This is a genomic window from Acidimicrobiia bacterium (assembly GCA_040878325.1).
GTDB lineage: Bacteria > Actinomycetota > Acidimicrobiia > Spongiisociales > UBA11373 > JAUYIV01.
In genome coordinates, this window is sequence record JBBDMM010000010.1 from 232,658 (window position 1) to 248,775 (window position 16,118).

Here is a 16,118-nt window from a genome sequence, read left to right on the forward strand (position 1 = left end):
GCCCGGGCGCTGCCAGAATGCCCGAGATGGATTTGAACGCAATCTTCAAGGCCTACGACGTGCGGGGGACCGTTCCGGATCAGCTCGACGACGAAGCCGCCCGGCGAATCGGGACAGCTTTCGCCGCTTTCGCCGCATCTGAACGGATCGCGGTGGGGCGTGACGTGCGCACCTCTTCCCCCGTGCTGGCGGCCGCCCTCATCGAGGGAATCCTCTCGCAGGGCGTCGCCGTCGACGACATCGGGCTGGTGACCACCGACATGGTGTACTTCGCCGCCGGCGACCTGGACGAGCCCGGGGCGATGATCACGGCTTCGCACAACCCCAAGGGTTACAACGGCATCAAGCTGTGCCTGGCGGCGGCGGCGCCGGTGGGCGTGGATACCGGGCTCATCGAGGTCAAGTCGCTCGCTGAGACCGACCTGCCGCCCGCGCTGGAAAGAGGGGAGGTACGGCAGGTCGACATCCTCGGCCGCTATATCGACCATCTTCTCGGGGTCGTCGACGCGGACTCGATCGGGAAGATTCGGGTGGCGGTGGACGGTGGCAACGGGGTGGCGGGGGTGGCGATTCCGAAGCTCTTCGAGCGGATCCCGGCCGAGCTGATCCCCTTGTTTCTCGAACCGGACGGCACGTTCCCCAATCACCACCCCGATCCGCTGCGGCCCGAGAACCTGCGCGACCTGGAGGGCCTGATCGAGCGAGAGAAGGCGGATCTCGGGGTGGCATTCGACGGGGACGCCGACCGCGCATTCTTCATCGACGACCTCGGCAATCCGCTGCCGGGTAGCACTGTCACCGCCATGGTGGCGGCGTGGTTCCTCGGTCGAGAACCGGGGGCGACCATCGTCCACAACCTCATCTGTTCGAAGGCGGTCCCGGAGACCATCGAGGCGCGGGGCGGGGTGCCCGTGCGGACCCGGGTCGGGCACTCATACATCAAGACCGTGATGAAAGAGACCGGCGCCGTGTTCGGGGGCGAGCACTCGGGTCACTACTACTTTCGTGACAACTACGGGGCGGATTCGGGAATCCTGGCACTGCTCGTGCTCCTCCGCCTCGTCAGCGAGAGTGGGCGGCGGCTCTCGGAAATCCGCTCCGACTTCGAACGCTACGCCCAGTCGGGCGAGATCAACATCGAAGTCGGCGACCAGGCGGCGGCGATCGAGGCTGTGGCCGTTGCTTTCGAGGGAGAGCAGGACCGGCTCGATGGCCTGACTGTCATGCTGGGCGACCGCTGGTTCAATCTGCGCCCCTCGAACACCGAGCCGGTGTTGCGACTGAATGTCGAGGCGCCGGACGAATCGGCGGTGGCGGCGCTGGTCGATCGGGTTGAAAGGCTCCTCGAGGAGGTATCACGTGTCGGTGCCGCGTGACTTGATGGACATTCTGCAGTGCCCGGCATGCCGCAGCAGTGTCGAAGAATCGGGCGACACGATCGTCTGCACGGGATGTGGGCTCGCCTACCCGGTGCGCGACGGCATCCCCCACATGCTGGTCGAGGAAGCGCAGCGCCCGACCGAGGAAGGTTCGAAATGATGCGGGAGCTGATCGGCCAACTGCCAGAGCAGCTGCGGTGGGCCGCCGAGGTGGACCCCCCGGTGATGCCTTTCGCGGACGAGGGACTCGTTGTCGGCATGGGAGGCTCCGGCGTCGCGGGAGACATTGCCGCGGTGTTCGCCGAGGCCGCCGGTCGGCGCATCTCGGTTCACAAGTCGTACGGGCTACCGGGATGGGCTGCAAGCAGTAGGGCTCTCGTGGTCGCGGTATCCCACAGCGGCAACACCGAGGAGACCCGGTCGGGGGTCGAAGCGTCGATCGGTGCGGGGCTCCCCATCAGCGCAACCTCGACCGGTGGGGTTCTGGCCGCCCTGGCGGCGGAGTACGGCATCCCCCACCTGACGATCCCCGCGGGTCCCCAGCCGCGGGCCGCGGTCGGATACCTGGCGGGTTCCGTGTTGCGAATGCTCGAGGCATCCGGGGTGGTCGGCGGTACCGCCACCGCCCTGCTCGAGGCCGCCGACGTCGTCGAGGCGCTCCTCAAGGGCGAAGCACAAGAGGAAGCGAAGAAGATCGCGTCCGGACTCAGCGGTCGAGTGGCCGTCGTATACGGGGGGACCGGTCTACCGGCCACTGCGGCAGGACGCTGGAAGACGCAGATCAACGAGAACTCCAAGGCGCCGGCCTACTGGTCGGCTCTTCCCGAGCTGGATCACAACGAACTGGTCGGCTGGACCGCCCACCCCGACCTGGGGAAGGACGCAGTGGGTGTCGTGTTCCTCTCCGATCGCGAAGATCACGAGCGGATATCACTCCGGGCGCAACTGACGCGCGATCTGATGGACGGCGTCTCGGTGGCCGGTGAGGTCGTCTCCCGCGGCGAAGGGGTCCTCGCCCGGCTGTTTTCACTCATCGTCATCGGGGACCTGGTGTCGGTAGAGCTCGCCGAGCGCGCCGACATCGACCCGATGCCCGTCGTCGTGATAGAGCAGTTGAAGAAGAGGTTGGTGGAGTAGGGCCTCGCTGCCCGCTGCCCGCTGCCCGCAAGAGAAGACGCGTTCGAAGGGGGTTCACGCGTTCTGTCGAATTGCGAATTGCGAATTGCGAATCGCCCCTGGCGTCGGTGGGCGGTTCCCAGCCCGATAACCTCTGAACCTATGAACCATGACATCGCCGACATCGGGCTCGCCGACGCCGGGGCGCTTCGGGTCGAGTGGGCTCGCCGACGGATGCCGGTGCTTGCCTCGATCCGGGAGCGGTTCGAGCGGCAGCAGCCCCTCGCCGGAATCCGTATCGCCGCATGCCTCCATGTGACTGCCGAGACCGCCAACCTCATGGAGGTCCTCCGCGCCGGGGGGGCAGACGTGGCATTGTGCGCGTCGAATCCGCTGTCCACCCAGGACGATGTCGCCGCGGCGCTGGTTGCCGACGGCATTCCGGTGTTCGCCATCCGGGGGGAGGATGCCGACTCGTACTACTCGCACATCCGTGCTGTCCTCGACCGTGATCCGCATGTGACCATGGACGACGGCGCCGACCTGGTCACGATGCTGCTCAAGGAGCGCAAGGATCAGGAGCCGATCGGGTCGACCGAAGAGACGACGACGGGGGTCATCCGGCTGCGGGCGATGGAGAAGCAGGGCGTGCTGCGGTTCCCCGTGGTGGCAGTCAACGACTCGGCGACGAAGCATCTCTTCGACAACCGGCATGGCACCGGTCAGTCGGCCCTCGACGGAATCATCCGGGCCACCAACATCCTGTTGGCCGGCAAGACGGTGGTCGTAGTGGGCTTCGGGGACTGTGGCGCAGGCGTTGCCGCCCGCGCCGACGGTCATGGCGCCCGGGTCGTGGTGGTCGAGATCGATCCGGTGAGGGCGCTGGCTGCCGCCATGGAGGGTTACACCGTTGCCGATGCCGACGAAGCCGCCCGGGTCGGCGACATCTTCATCACGGTCACCGGCAACCGTCATGTGATCAGGGGACGGCACTTCGACGTGATGAAGGATGGGGTGGTGCTGGCCAACGCCGGTCACTTCGACGTCGAGATCGACCTTATCGAGCTCGAGAAGCGGGCGACCGGAAAGCGTCGAATTCGCCACGAGCTCGACGAGTGGACCATGCCCGACGGGCGACGGATCCACGTCGTGGCCGAGGGCAGATTGGTGAACCTCGGCGCAGCCGAGGGTCACCCCGCCGAGGTCATGGACATGTCATTCGCCAACCAGGCCCTCGCGGCAGAGTGGTTGGTGACCAGCGGCAAGGCCCTGGGATATGCCGTGCATCGGCTCCCCGAGCACATCGACGCCGAGGTGGCCACCATCGCCCTCAAGCGGTTGGGAGGCTCACTTGAAGTACTCACGCCCGAACAAGAGCAGTACCTGGCTTCCTGGGAGATAGGGACGTAAGAGGACCTCGCTGCGCTCGGCCCGCTGCCCGCTGCCCGCTTCCCGCAAGAGCGCGCGAACGCGCCGGGACGCGATCTTGCCGGGGGCGGGCAGCGGGTAGCGGGCGGCCTTCCCTTACGCGTCCGTCAGATCGAGCACCGCGCCGTGCCTTGCCTTCGCTTCTTCCAACACTTCCGTGATCTCTCTCGTCACCAGTTCGTTGCGGTCCAGGAGGGCGTCGCGGAGGGCTTCGATCAGGTGGCGGTTGTCGCGCAGCAGGGCGGTGACCACCGCCTTCTGCTCGTCGAGCAGCGATTCGACGGCTGCGCGGGCCCGTTCATCACTGAGCACCCGAGAGGTCAGGTCACCGCCCACCAGTCCGGGATCTGCGGCACGGAGCGAGACCAGGGAGCCGCCCTGCCCCATCGATCCGACCATGTCGGCAGCCATCGTGGTGGCGGCAGCCAGGTCACCGGCCGGGCCGGTCCCCGACTCTCCGTAGAAGAGTTCCTCGGCGACCATCCCTCCGAGGGCGATCTGGATCAACGCCAGCGACTCTGTCTTGCGGCGGGTGTATCGCTCCTCGGTCTCGCTGTGGGCGAGAAGGCCGAGAGCATCCTTGCGCTTGACGATCGACAGCAGGTCGAGCTTCCGGCCGCGGCCCACCAGGTGGGCGACCACGGCATGGCCGGACTCGTGGACCGCGATCGTCTCGCGCTCCTCAGGGGTGTACTCCGTGGGCTCTGCCAAACCGACCTCGATGTCCATCCGGGCGCGCCGCAAGTCGTCGACACTCAGCCGGGATCGCTCGTCACGCATGGCGAACAGCAGGGCCTCGTCGAAGAGCCGCTCGAGCGAAGCAGGGGTGTAACCCATCGTCGACGCTGCCAGATCATCTCGGGCAGTGTCATCGAGCGAGAGATCGTGCGCCTTGCGTGACAAGAAGAAGTCGATCATCTCGCGGCGCTCGGGCCGTGCCGGGAGCCCGAAATGGAGGATCCGGTCGAACCGTCCCGGCCGCAGCAGCGCCGGGTCGAGCGCATCGGCGCGGTTGGTGGCTCCGATTAGAAGGATGTTGGCGTAGGCCGCGCTCCGCATCTTGATGTGCCGGTGGGGCGGCAGCAGGCGGTTGGCAAATCGGCGCCATGCATTCGAGAACCGGATCGACCGGGGCGGGTCGTCGAAGCTCTGCATCTGGACCAGCAGCTCGTTGACGACGCCTCCGGTGCCTTCGGAAACTGTGGACCGCTCGACCGCAGTGGCGGCAGCGCGGCTCATGCCACCTCGGCGACCGCCGATCGCATCGAACTCCTCGATGAAGCCGATCGCTCCGCCCTCCTCTCGGGCGACCTTGCGCAGCTTGCGGAAGTAGGAGCGGATCTTCCGGGCCGTGGCGCCGTACCACATGCTCTGGAAGGCGGTGGACGAAACGAAGAGGAACGGGACTCCGGCCTCCTTGGCGAGAGCCTTGGCAGTGTGGGTCTTCCCGGTTCCCGGGGGGCCTTCGAAGAGGATTCCCCGGCGAGGTGCCCCGCCCATCTGATCGCGAAAGTGGCGGTGGTTGAGGAACACCTCGAGCGTGTGCCGCACCTCCACCAGCACCGGGCCGAGGCCCTTCACCTCATCGAACGAGACGTCGATCTGTTCGGGGAGATAGACCACCTCCGGCGACCTTCCGTTCCCGAGCATCGGCAGCACGATCACGAGGCCGAGTACGAAGATCAGCACTACGCCGGGGAGCCAGAACGCCGCGTCCGGGGGGAGGTTGGGCCAACCGGGGGATACCGGGTTGCCGCCGGCGATTCGCAGCCACAGCCAGGCGACCAGCGGGCCGAGCACCCAGGCGATCCGCCGGAGCCGGCGCCGACGCTGTCGTTCGCGGGTGACCTGGACGTCGACTGCCATGCCTGCCTCGTTCATGTGGAATCACACCCTAAGTTACCGAGAGTAGTGGCACAACGCTTTGGGTAGTCGCGGTGGGGTCATTGTGATTCCGGGGCGGTGACTAGTTAGGGGTCGGCCGGCTGCGCCGGCCTCCGCGATGGGTCGGGCGTTGCCCGGCCGCGGTGATTGCGACACCCATCGCGGCCGGCCGCAGGCCGGCCTCTCGCGGCCGAGCGCAGCGAGGCCTATCTAGGGCCGCCCGGAGGGCGGCCCTATCGCCCATTCGCGTCACACCGTTCGTAGATAGTGACCGCGATGATCTGTCTCGCCTGTGCTGAAGTGGCGCGGGGATTGCTGTGCGGTCCGTGTGTCGGGACGCTGGCGCCTTCCCCGGAGCAGCATCTCCGGGGCATCCTCGTGCGCTCGGCGTTCGCTCATTCGGGGGCGGCTCGTCGGCTGGTGCACCGTCTCAAGTACGAAGGGCTGGTGTCAGCCGCCCGGCCGCTGGCGGCGGCGATGGTGCCCCTTCTCCCGGCGCACACGACCTGCCTGGTGCCGGTACCGAGGGTCAAGGCGCGAAGGTGGCGGCATGGCGTCGACCCGGCCACCGAGCTAGCCAGTGCGTTGTCGGAGATGACCGGCCTTCCGGTGGTCGTCGCGCTGCGACCGCTGGTATGGGTTGCCCGACGAGCCGGACCGGCGGGGAGGCGACGGGGCACCCCCCGGTTCACCGCGACCAACAGACCCCATGCTGGCGGCGTCTTGGTCGACGATGTGGTCACGACCGGCACCACCCTCGGCATCGCCGCATCCGTGACCGGAGCGTGTCACGCGGTTACGGCGACCGCGGGACTTCGGCCCTGATTCTTCGGCGGTCCGAGGGTTACGATTGGTGCAGCCCCTGAGGGGGGAGCACGCAACCCGGAGGCCTGGGTGGCACGCAGACGGCCCCGCCGACGAGCTCGAGACTCGCTCGTGCGGCGCCTGCCCCTCGTTTCCCGTCCGACCATCGCCTCTGAAAGGAGACCCCGTGGATATCCGCGTCCATGCAACGAACATGAGCCTCTCGGACGAATTGCGGGAAATGGCCACCGGGAAGGTGGAGCACGCCACCCGCGTCTTCGATGACGGCGAGTTCATCGATGTCGAGTTCTCGGTGGAGCGGAATCCGAGGATTTCGGAAGAGAAGTACCGGGTGGAGATCACCTCGAAGGTGGCCGGTCAGGTGGTGCGCGTCGAGGCTGCCTCGTTCGAGGAGCGTGTCGCGCTCGATCTGGCGATCGACAAGTACGAGCGGCGCCTTCGGAAGCTGAAGGAGAGGATCATCACCCTCCATCGCCAGCCTCACGAGAAACGACTCAATGACGGCGGGGCGAGCGTCGAAGAACACAACGAAGACGAAAACGAACTTCGGATTGATCGTGTCAAGCGATTTGCGGTCAAGCCGATGACAACCGAGGAGGCGGCCCTTCAGATGGAACTGCTTGGACACAGCTTCTATCTATTCCTCAACGCCGATACGGACCGATACGGGGTCCTGTATCGCCGGCGTGGGGGATCGCTCGGGCTGATTGAACCAGAGTGACCAGTGTTCTCGTCGTAGACGACGTCGAGCTGTTTCGAACCGGCCTCGCGGCCGCGCTCGAGCGCGAAGGCTTCACGGTGGCCGGTGAGGCGAGCAACGCCGAGCGGGCCGTGTCGCAGGCCGAATCGCTGCAGCCCGACCTCGTGCTTCTCGACATCCTCATGCCGGGCATCTCAGGCCTCGACGTCGTAGAGAAGATCAGAGCCGTGTCGCCCCGCTCGAGCGTGGTCATGCTCAGCGCCAGTGAATCCGAGGAGGACCTCCTCGAATGCATCAGGGCTGGTGCCCGCGGCTACCTCGTCAAGGACGCCCCGTTCGGCGAGCTGGCGAGCTCGCTCCACTCCGTGGCCGCCGGCGGCGCGGCGATCTCCGGTCTCATGACCGGCAAGCTGCTCGACGTGCTGTCGCAACTCCTGCGCCACCAGGACTTCGTCGCCCCGCGCCGTCCCGCCCTCACCGGCCGCGAGATCGAGGTCCTCCAGCATGTCGCCAAGGGAATGACATCAAAGGAGATCGGGCGCGTGCTATTCATAAGCGAGAACACCGTGAAGAATCACGTGCGCAACATCCTCGACAAGCTGGGCCTCCATTCCCGCAACGAGGCCGTGCTGTACGCGATTCGCGAGCACCTCGTCGAGCTGTGAAATGACCGATCAGTCGACCGCCACGACGGCTCCCGACACCACCGTCGATTGGAACGGGCAGCAATTCGAATTGGTTCGGGCAGTCTTCGACTCATCGTCGGCGGGCTCCACCGACTCCCTACTTCTCGAGCGGGTCCGCGCCGAGTTCCCGGGACGCGGTGACGACCTCCACGCCGGAGTCGGAGTGCTGCGGGATCTCCTTCGCATCGAGCAGCGCCCCGAACGATTCCGCCGGGTGCTACGGGTCTGGACCAGCAGGATCGCCAACGCGATTCGTCGCGGCGACTTCCACGCTGCCGGCACCTGGATGCGGGCGGTAACTGAGTCTCCCGTGTTTCCGAACGACTTTGCGATCTACGTGGTTGAAGCGGTCCGTGAACTGTCGCGCGAGGAACTGCTCGAGGAGTTGGTCGTGAAGCTCGCCAAGGCCGGCGATCCTCCGGCAGCCGCCCCGTTGCTCATGGCCTGGGGCGAGCCGTTGGTGGAGTACCTCGTCGGTGGCATGGCCACCGATTCGCCGCCGGTGAATCGCCGCCACCTGGTGGAGTACCTCGGAATGGCGGGCCGTGCCGACGTCAGGCTGCTCACGCCTCATCTGCGCGACCCCCGCTGGTTCATCGTGCGCAACCTTGCCAGCGCGATCGGCCGCACCGGTCGTGAGACCGCAGTCCCGGCCCTCGAAGGGGTCCTCGAACATCCCGACGACCGGGTTCGGGTCGAGGTGATACGCGCCTTGACCGTTCTCGGAGGCGAGGACGGCATCGCTCCGGCGCTCAGGGCCCTCGGCGACGAGAGCCCGCGTGTGCGGCAGGCGGCCGTATCGCTGTTGCGGGCCTCGCCTAGCGACTCAGTGGTCGACGGCGTGGCTTCCGTCCTCGAGTCGGGTTCGCACAGCGCAGATGACGCCCGGAGGCTCGTCGACGTGATCGCCGAACGGCGCTCGCCGGCCGCGCGCACCGCACTCGAGCGACTCGCCGGGAAGCGATCCGGGTTCGGCTCGGGGCGGACCGTGCGCGACGCCGCCAAGGCAGTGCTGGAGCGCATGCGATGAGCGAGCTCCTCGGCCACAACTTTCTCCGTGCCCTGTCGCACCTCGGGCAGCGCATAAACCGCATCGACGATGAAGATCTGCGCGAGGCGGCAATCACCGCGCTCGCCGACGCGGGCGAGGTGCTCACTGCTGGTTCCGGCGAGGCCGTCATCACCGTCGCTGCCGACGCGTTCTACCTCGATCGGCGAATGCTCGCCCACGCCTCGACCGAGTTCCACAGCATGCTCCAGTCGATGAAGCAGCGGAGGGTCGACTCGATAACGATTCGCAAGGGGGCTACCCGCCGGGATCTCGCCGATCTGGCCGCCCTGGTGACGGGCCACTCGTCGGACTTGCCGGCAGACGGCACGGTGCGAATCAACGAGCGGGCGATGTCCACCTCCGATCTCGACATCCGTCCGATGTCGGGGCTACGCCGTAGCTATGCCGAGTCCCTCGACGCCCTGCGGGGCGTGTCCACCACTCGGACCCTCGAGCTCGGCGAGGTGCTGGATGTCGTCGACGGATTCATAGCCGGAGGTGCGACCGATCCGGGTGCCTCGCTGCTGATGGCAACCGTGCAAAACCACGACGAGATCACTTACTACCACTCGGTGAATGTCTGCCTCTTGTCGATGGCGCTGGGGCGCTTCGCCGGCCTTGGGAAGGAGCAGGTGCGGCTGCTCGGACTGGGGGCGCTGCTCCATGACATCGGACGCGTCGTGGTGGACGAGGCTGCCCTGTCCCGTGAAGGACGCCTGTCGAACGAGGACTGGGCCCAGGTTCGCCTCCACCCGCAGGAGGGTGCCCTGGCGATCCTGACCGCTTCCGGACCCGGTCAGGAACTCGCCGCGGCCGTAGCGCTCGAGCACCATGTGCGTGTCGACGGCGGCGGATATCCCGGCCTGAGCGGACGACGCCCCTCGTTGTTCAGCCGCATGGTCGCCATCGCCGACTCCTACGACGCGATCACGTCGCATCGGCCCTACCGCCCGGCCCGTACGCCGAACGAGGCGCTCCATGTGCTCCTGGCCGGGGCGGGAACGGCCTACGACGCCGATCTACTCAAGCTCTTCATCGAGATGATGGGCCACTACCCGCCGGGGTCGCTCCTCCGTCTCAATGGAGGTGAGATCGTGATGATTACGCCCGCCGATGGGCCGGTGGTGGTGCGGGAGGGCGACGGTGCCCTCGTCGAACGCCCCCGTCCGATCGTCTTCCCTCCGGGCGACGTGGTCGCTCAGCTCCTCCCGGCCGAGGCCGGAGTGGACCCCAGTTCTCTGCTCGAAATCCTGGAACAGGGCGAGCACGCCGAACGTTGAGCGAGAATCAAGACTCAAGAATCAAGAGCCAAGATTCAAGAACCAAGAATCGATTGCTGGGCTCGTCTTGGTTCTTGGCTCTTGCTTCCGGTCCGAGCGACCCTGTTCTCTGACCAACCGCCTCTCTCTATCATGAACTCTCAATGGCCTTTCTGAAGAAGATCCTTCGCGCGGGCGAAGGCAAGTCACTCAAAATCCTCGAGCGCCTCGTCGTCGCGGTGAACGCCTTCGAACCGGCGATCTCCGCGCTGTCCGATGAGCAGTTGCGTGCCAAGACGGCAGAGTTCAGGCAACGCCTGGCGGACGGGTCGACCCTCGCCGACATTGAGGCCGAGGCGTTCGCCGTCGTCCGGGAAGCGGCGAAGCGGGTTCTCGGCCAACGGCACTTCGATGTCCAGGTCATCGGCGCTGGCGCGCTCCACGATGGCTCCATCGCCGAGATGAAGACCGGTGAGGGCAAGACGCTGGTGTCGACCATGCCGGCATACCTCAACGCACTCGAAAGCAAGGGTGTCCACATCGTCACGGTCAACGACTACCTGGCGCGCCGCGATGCCGAGTGGATGGGGGCGATCCATCGCTTCCTCGGGCTCGAAGTGGGTCTGATTCAGTCGGACATGCAACCCGAAGAACGCCGGCCCCAGTACGCCGCAGACATCACCTACGGCACGAACAACGAGTTCGGTTTCGACTATCTGCGCGACAACATGGCGATGGATCCCCGCTACATGGTGCAGCGCGGGCACAACTACGCGATCGTCGACGAGGTGGACTCGATCCTCGTCGACGAGGCGAGGACGCCACTGATCATCAGCGGACGAGTCGCCGAGACCGCCAAGTGGTATCGCGACTTCGCCCGCATCGCCGATCGCCTCAAGGACGAGATCCATTATGAGATCGACGAAGGCAAACGCCAGGTGATCACCACCGAGGGGGGCGTGACCCAGGTGGAGAAATTCCTCGGGGTCGAGAACATGTACGACCACACGAATGTCGACCTCGTGCATCACCTCGATGTCGCGTTGAAGGCGAAGACGCTCTACAAGCGCGACGTCGACTATGTGATCACCAACGGCGAGATCAAGATCGTCGACGAGTTCACCGGACGCATCCTCGAGGGCCGTCGTTACAGCGAGGGTCTCCACCAGGCGATCGAGGCAAAGGAGGGCGTGCGGATCAAAGAGGAGAACCAGACTCTGGCGACGATCACCCTCCAGAACTTCTTCCGGCTCTACGACAAGCTGGCGGGAATGACCGGCACCGCATCCACCGAAGCCGGCGAGTTCATGGAGATCTACAAACTCGAAGTCGTCGAGGTGCCCACCAATGAGCCCGTTGCGCGCCTCGATCAACCCGACCTCGTCTATATGACCGAGGACGCCAAGTTTGAGGCCCTCACCCAGGACATCGTCGAGCGAAACGCCCTCGGGCAGCCGATCTTGATCGGCACGGTCTCCATCGAGAAGTCGGAGCGGCTCTCCAACGTCCTCAAGAAGCACGGGATCCCCCACGAGGTCCTCAATGCCAAGCAGCATGAGCGGGAGGCCCTGATCATCGCTCAGGCGGGGAGGCTGGGGGGAGTCACCGTGGCCACCAACATGGCCGGACGCGGCGTCGACATCAGGCTGGGAGGGAACCCCGAAGAGATGGCGCGTATCGAGATGCGCAAGCGGGGACTCGAGCCCGACACCCCGGATTGGGACGAAGGGTATGACGAGGCTCACGCGGCGCTCGTTCCCGAAGCCCGTGCGCAGGAGGAGAAGGTGATCGAACTCGGAGGGCTATACGTGCTCGGCACCGAACGCCACGAGTCACGCCGGATCGACAATCAGCTGCGGGGGCGCTCGGGCCGGCAGGGTGATCCCGGAGAGTCCCGGTTCTACCTGTCCCTCGAGGATGACCTGATGCGCCGTTTCGCCACCGACCGGGTGCAGTCGATCATGCGGCGGCTCAAGATTCCCGAGGACGTGCCTATCGAGCACGGGATGGTCACCAAGGCGATCGAGCGCGCCCAGCGCCAGGTCGAGTCGCAGAACTTCGAGATCCGCAAGAACGTGCTGAAGTACGACGAGGTGATGAACCGCCAGCGCGAGGTCATCTACGGATGGCGGCAGCGGGTCCTCGAGGGCCGAGATACCGAGGAGCTCGTCCGCGACTGGATCGATGAGGTGGTCGAAGGGACGGTCGCCGCTGCCATCAACGACGACGTGGCGCCATCGAACTGGGACCGCGAGGATCTTCATCAGCGTCTTGTCGCCGTCTTTCCCACCCGGATGCCGTCCGAGTCGCTCGTCGCCGGAACGTTCACCGTCGATGAAGTAGCTGAGAAAGCGGTCGAAGACGCCCAGGAGGTGTACACCGCTCGGGCCGAGGAACTGGGGCCGGATCTGCTGCGCTCGCTCGAGCGGACGGTGGTGCTGTCGATCGTCGACAACAAGTGGCGGGAGCACCTGGCCGAGATGGACTACCTGCGTTCAGGTGTCGGTCTGCGGGCGATGGGTCAACGCGATCCGCTCACCGAGTACCAGCGCGAGGCCTTCGACATGTTCTCCGACATGGTCGACTCGATCAAAGACGACGCCGTCAAATACCTTTATCACGCCCAGGTCGTCCAACCGAAGGCAAAGCCCGACCCGGTGGTCCAACTGGGTGGTACCGGCGGTGCCGCTCTCAAGCGCCAGGCGACAGCCGATGGCAAGGTCGGTCGCAACGAACCCTGTCCCTGCGGAAGCGGCAAGAAGTACAAGAAGTGTCATGGGGCCGCTGCGTAGCGCCGGCCCCCTAACCTCTCTGGCATGACCGACGATCCTCGCGCCTCCATCGCCTCGCTTCGTACTCGCCTCGCCGATGCCCGGAGGTTTCTTTGACGTCGAGGCCAAGCGGGATGGTCTCGCCGACCTGAGGGATCGGGCGGCCGAGCCCAACCTCTGGAGCGACCGCGAGAAAGCCCTCGAAGTCACCCGGACCCTTGCGCGCAATGAGGGGATCGTCGACCGGTCGGATCGGCTTTCTGCGGCGATCGATGATGCCGAGCTGCTGCTGCAGCTCGCCGACGAAGAGTCCGATGCCGCCGCCGCCGGCGACGTGGCCCGCGAGCTCGGCGCGATCGATGCCGAGTTGTCGAAGATCGAACGCGAGGCGCTCTACTTCGGCGAATACGACGACAGCCCGGCAATCCTCAGCGTTCACGCCGGGGCGGGTGGTGTCGACGCATCAGACTGGGCCGAGATGCTCCTGCGGATGTATCTCCGCTTCCTGGAGCGCTCCGGCTTCGAAGTGGAAGTGGACGAGTACCTCGAAGCCGAGGAGGCCGGAATTCGTTCCGCCACGATCACTGTCCGCGGCGACCGGCCATACGGAACGCTCGAAGGGGAGCGCGGCGTACATCGTCTCGTCCGGATCAGCCCTTTCGACTCGGCGGCCCGAAGGCACACTTCGTTCGCCGGGGTCGACGTGATCCCCGAAGTGGAGGTCGAGGATGTCGAGATCGATCCCGACGACCTCCGGGTGGACACCTTTCGAGCGTCAGGCGCCGGCGGGCAGCACATCAACAAGACCGACTCGGCGGTGCGGATCACCCACCTGCCCAGCGGGCTCGTCGTGGCGTGCCAGGCGGAGAGGTCGCAGCTGCAGAATCGCAACAGAGCGATGGCGCTGCTCGCCGCCCGTCTGGCCGAGCTGGCGCGCCGTGAGCGTGAGGACCATCTCGACGAGATCAGAGGTGAGCAGGGGGAGGCGGCCTGGGGTCGGCAGATTCGCTCCTATGTCCTCCAGCCGTATCAGATGGCCAAGGATCTCCGCACCGATACAGAGGTGGGCAATGTCACCGGCGTCCTCGATGGCGAACTGGAGCCATTCGTCGACGCGTATCTGCAGTGGCGTCGCGAGCAAACGGAGAAATAGCGCAGCGCCTCACAATCACCGGTGTTGTTTTAGGCCACCGCTAACCTCGCCCCGAGCGTCACGGGCGGGTGGGTGCCGACGGCTGACGTCGAGAGCAGCACTCCGAGAGGCGTATTTACATGATCCGGTTGCAGGATGTAGCAAAGATCTACGACGGCGGCACCGTTGCCGTCCGGGATGTAGATCTCGAGATTTCGAAGGGGGAGTTCGTCTTCCTCGTCGGCCCGTCCGGGTCCGGCAAGTCCACCCTCATCCGCCTGATGCTCCGCCAGGAGCTGCCCACCTCGGGTCGAATCTGGGTCGCCGGGAAGGACATCACCACGCTCCCCGGCTGGAAGGTGCCCCTGCTCCGCCGCTCGATAGGCACCGTGTTCCAGGACTTCAAGCTGCTGCCGAGCAAGACCGTTCACGAAAACGTCGCCTTCGCCCTCGAAGTCATCGGCCGCCCGAAGCACGTGATCCGGTCACAAGTGCCGCAGGTGCTGAAGCTGGTCGGTCTCGCCGCCAAGGCGGATCGCCTGCCCAACCAGCTGTCAGGCGGCGAACAGCAGCGGGTATCGATCGCCCGGGCCTTCGTCAACCGGCCCTTGATCTTGCTGGCGGACGAGCCGACGGGAAACCTAGACCCTGCCACCTCGGTCGGGATCATGCGCCTCCTCGACCGGATCAACCGCACCGGGACGACCGTGGTGATGGCTACGCACGACCACGCCATCGTCGACGCGATGCGGAGACGGGTCGTTGCGCTCGAACGCGGTCGTGTGATTCGCGACCAGAGCCGTGGGGCGTACCAGATGGGGGCCGGGGAATCCGTCACTGCCGGTTTCGCCGACGGTCCCGGCGGCGCCGAGGCTTGACGTGAGGTTCCAATACATCCTCGAGCAGGCGATCTCGAACCTCCGTCGCAACGTGCTGGTGGTGTTCGCGGCCGTGGTGGCGGTGCTCGTGATGCTCGCCCTGGTGTTCGGGACGATCGTGGTGCGTTGGTCGATCGACAAGGACATCGGCCGCTGGGACGACAACGTAAGGGTGATCGCCTTCCTGAGCGACGACCTGAGCATCGAAGAGATCGACGGCATGCAGGCGGAGATCCAGACCTGGGGCGAGGTCGACGAGGTCACCTACTTCACCAAGTCTCAGGCGCTCGACGAGTTCCGGGACATCTTCTCCGATCAGCCGTCCCTCATCGACATCGTCGAGGAGGATCCATCGATCCTGCCCGCCTCGTTCCGTATCAAGCCTGCCGAGGCCGCGGACTACTCGGCGATCCGCGACCGGCTGGTGGTGGTTGACGGCGTCTCGCAGGTGTCGTCGGCCGACGAGGCGATCGATGCGCTGGTCGCGCGGGCAGGCCATATGCGGGCGTTCGCGCTGTGGATCATGGTCATCCTCGGGGCGGCGGCGGTGGTGCTGATCGCCAACACCATTCGGATAGCCATCTTCGCCCGCAGGGACGAGATCGGCATCATGAAGCTGGTCGGCGCCGGCAACTGGTTCGTACGGATTCCATTCCTGCTGGAGGGCGTGATCGAAGGGGTGATCGGTGCCGTGCTCGCCATCGCCCTGGTGTGGTCGGTGGGCGGTTCTATCGCCGCGCTGCTGTCCACCGCCACCGACGGCGGGTCGATCAGCCCCCCCACCGACTTCATGCTCCGGCAGGCACTGCTGCTGCTCGGGTTCGGTGCCGGCACAGGGTTGCTCGGCAGCGCCTTCGGGATGTGGGGATTCCTGAGAGACTGATGAGCGAGCCCTCGCTTCGCTCGGGCGGCGATTGGCGATTGGCGATCCGCAAGAATCGCCCGAAATCCTGTGGCGCGTTGCGCATCGCGCCTTGCGAATTGCGGCCTCCCTGGACGGATGCAGCCT

The 16,118-nt window shown here is 65.9% G+C and carries 14 protein-coding genes; 13 read left to right on the top strand and 1 reads right to left on the bottom strand.

Features of this window, described 5'->3' with window-relative positions; all coding sequences use genetic code 11:
* The first annotated feature begins 26 nt into the window (after nucleotides 1–26).
* The 4 genes from manB to ahcY all read left to right on the top strand — a co-directional run bounded on the left by manB (nucleotide 27) and on the right by ahcY (nucleotide 3,905).
* Nucleotides 27–1,376 (top strand): phosphomannomutase/phosphoglucomutase, encoded by a 1,350-nt coding sequence (gene manB / locus WD184_06195; protein ID MEX0826323.1) that lies wholly within the window; start codon nucleotides 27–29, stop codon nucleotides 1,374–1,376.
* 4 nt (nucleotides 1,377–1,380) lie between these two features.
* Nucleotides 1,381–1,539 (top strand): Trm112 family protein, encoded by a 159-nt coding sequence (locus WD184_06200; GenBank protein MEX0826324.1) that lies wholly within the window; start codon nucleotides 1,381–1,383, stop codon nucleotides 1,537–1,539.
* Entirely contained in the window at nucleotides 1,536–2,516 is a 981-nt protein-coding gene (locus tag WD184_06205; GenBank protein ID MEX0826325.1) for a bifunctional phosphoglucose/phosphomannose isomerase, read from the top strand. The genes WD184_06200 and WD184_06205 overlap by 4 nt, the downstream gene beginning before the upstream one ends.
* A gap of 141 nt (nucleotides 2,517–2,657) precedes the next feature.
* On the top strand, nucleotides 2,658–3,905 hold the full coding sequence (gene ahcY, locus WD184_06210) for an adenosylhomocysteinase (protein MEX0826326.1): 1,248 nt from the start codon (nucleotides 2,658–2,660) through the stop codon (nucleotides 3,903–3,905).
* 114 nt (nucleotides 3,906–4,019) lie between these two features.
* On the opposite strand, the gene WD184_06215 is transcribed toward ahcY, so the two are convergent.
* Complete coding sequence (locus tag WD184_06215) at nucleotides 4,020–5,789, bottom strand: AAA family ATPase (GenBank protein MEX0826327.1); 1,770 nt, start codon at nucleotides 5,787–5,789, stop codon at nucleotides 4,020–4,022.
* A 285-nt stretch (nucleotides 5,790–6,074) separates the two neighbouring features.
* Here WD184_06215 and WD184_06220 point away from each other — a divergent pair, with 285 nt between their 5' ends.
* From WD184_06220 to WD184_06260, 9 genes are all read left to right on the top strand, one after another.
* Nucleotides 6,075–6,632 carry a hypothetical protein gene (locus tag WD184_06220; protein MEX0826328.1) on the top strand — a complete coding sequence of 186 codons (558 nt, stop codon included), beginning with the start codon at nucleotides 6,075–6,077 and terminating at the stop codon, nucleotides 6,630–6,632.
* A 166-nt stretch (nucleotides 6,633–6,798) separates the two neighbouring features.
* Nucleotides 6,799–7,353 carry a ribosome-associated translation inhibitor RaiA gene (gene raiA / locus WD184_06225; GenBank protein MEX0826329.1) on the top strand — a complete coding sequence of 185 codons (555 nt, stop codon included), beginning with the start codon at nucleotides 6,799–6,801 and terminating at the stop codon, nucleotides 7,351–7,353.
* Nucleotides 7,350–7,997 (top strand): response regulator transcription factor, encoded by a 648-nt coding sequence (locus tag WD184_06230; GenBank protein ID MEX0826330.1) that lies wholly within the window; start codon nucleotides 7,350–7,352, stop codon nucleotides 7,995–7,997. Before raiA ends, WD184_06230 begins: the two co-directional genes overlap by 4 nt.
* A gap of 1 nt (nucleotide 7,998) precedes the next feature.
* Nucleotides 7,999–9,048 (top strand): HEAT repeat domain-containing protein, encoded by a 1,050-nt coding sequence (locus WD184_06235; GenBank protein ID MEX0826331.1) that lies wholly within the window; start codon nucleotides 7,999–8,001, stop codon nucleotides 9,046–9,048.
* Entirely contained in the window at nucleotides 9,045–10,349 is a 1,305-nt protein-coding gene (locus WD184_06240) for an HD domain-containing phosphohydrolase (protein MEX0826332.1), read from the top strand. Before WD184_06235 ends, WD184_06240 begins: the two co-directional genes overlap by 4 nt.
* Nucleotides 10,350–10,492: 143 nt before the next feature.
* Nucleotides 10,493–13,120 (top strand): preprotein translocase subunit SecA, encoded by a 2,628-nt coding sequence (gene secA / locus WD184_06245; protein MEX0826333.1) that lies wholly within the window; start codon nucleotides 10,493–10,495, stop codon nucleotides 13,118–13,120.
* Nucleotides 13,121–13,144: 24 nt separating this feature from the next.
* Nucleotides 13,145–14,252 (top strand): peptide chain release factor 2 gene (prfB, locus tag WD184_06250; GenBank protein MEX0826334.1). Its coding sequence is split into 2 segments (ribosomal slippage): nucleotides 13,145–13,213 and nucleotides 13,215–14,252, totalling 1,107 coding nucleotides; the frame shifts between segments, so codons are not numbered across the junction.
* Between the two features lie 119 nt (nucleotides 14,253–14,371).
* Nucleotides 14,372–15,109: a cell division ATP-binding protein FtsE gene (gene ftsE, locus WD184_06255; protein MEX0826335.1), complete on the top strand. Its 738-nt coding sequence runs from the start codon at nucleotides 14,372–14,374 to the stop codon at nucleotides 15,107–15,109.
* 1 nt (nucleotide 15,110) lies between these two features.
* Nucleotides 15,111–15,992, top strand: a complete 882-nt coding sequence (locus WD184_06260; protein ID MEX0826336.1) for a permease-like cell division protein FtsX — start codon at nucleotides 15,111–15,113, stop codon at nucleotides 15,990–15,992.
* Nucleotides 15,993–16,118: the final 126 nt, after the last annotated feature.

Bases quoted from the DNA above. Each gene is read 5' to 3' on its own strand.
- ftsE (MEX0826335.1), top strand. From the start codon at position 14,372: ATGATCCGGTTGCAGGATGTAGCAAAGATCTACGACGGCGGCACCGTT.
- ahcY (MEX0826326.1), top strand. From the start codon at position 2,658: ATGAACCATGACATCGCCGACATCGGGCTCGCCGACGCCGGGGCGCTT.
- WD184_06200 (MEX0826324.1), top strand. From the start codon at position 1,381: ATGGACATTCTGCAGTGCCCGGCATGCCGCAGCAGTGTCGAAGAATCG.
- WD184_06215 (MEX0826327.1), bottom strand. From the start codon at position 5,789: ATGGCAGTCGACGTCCAGGTCACCCGCGAACGACAGCGTCGGCGCCGG.
- WD184_06240 (MEX0826332.1), top strand. From the start codon at position 9,045: ATGAGCGAGCTCCTCGGCCACAACTTTCTCCGTGCCCTGTCGCACCTC.
- WD184_06205 (MEX0826325.1), top strand. From the start codon at position 1,536: ATGATGCGGGAGCTGATCGGCCAACTGCCAGAGCAGCTGCGGTGGGCC.
- manB (MEX0826323.1), top strand. From the start codon at position 27: ATGGATTTGAACGCAATCTTCAAGGCCTACGACGTGCGGGGGACCGTT.
- WD184_06235 (MEX0826331.1), top strand. From the start codon at position 7,999: ATGACCGATCAGTCGACCGCCACGACGGCTCCCGACACCACCGTCGAT.
- secA (MEX0826333.1), top strand. From the start codon at position 10,493: ATGGCCTTTCTGAAGAAGATCCTTCGCGCGGGCGAAGGCAAGTCACTC.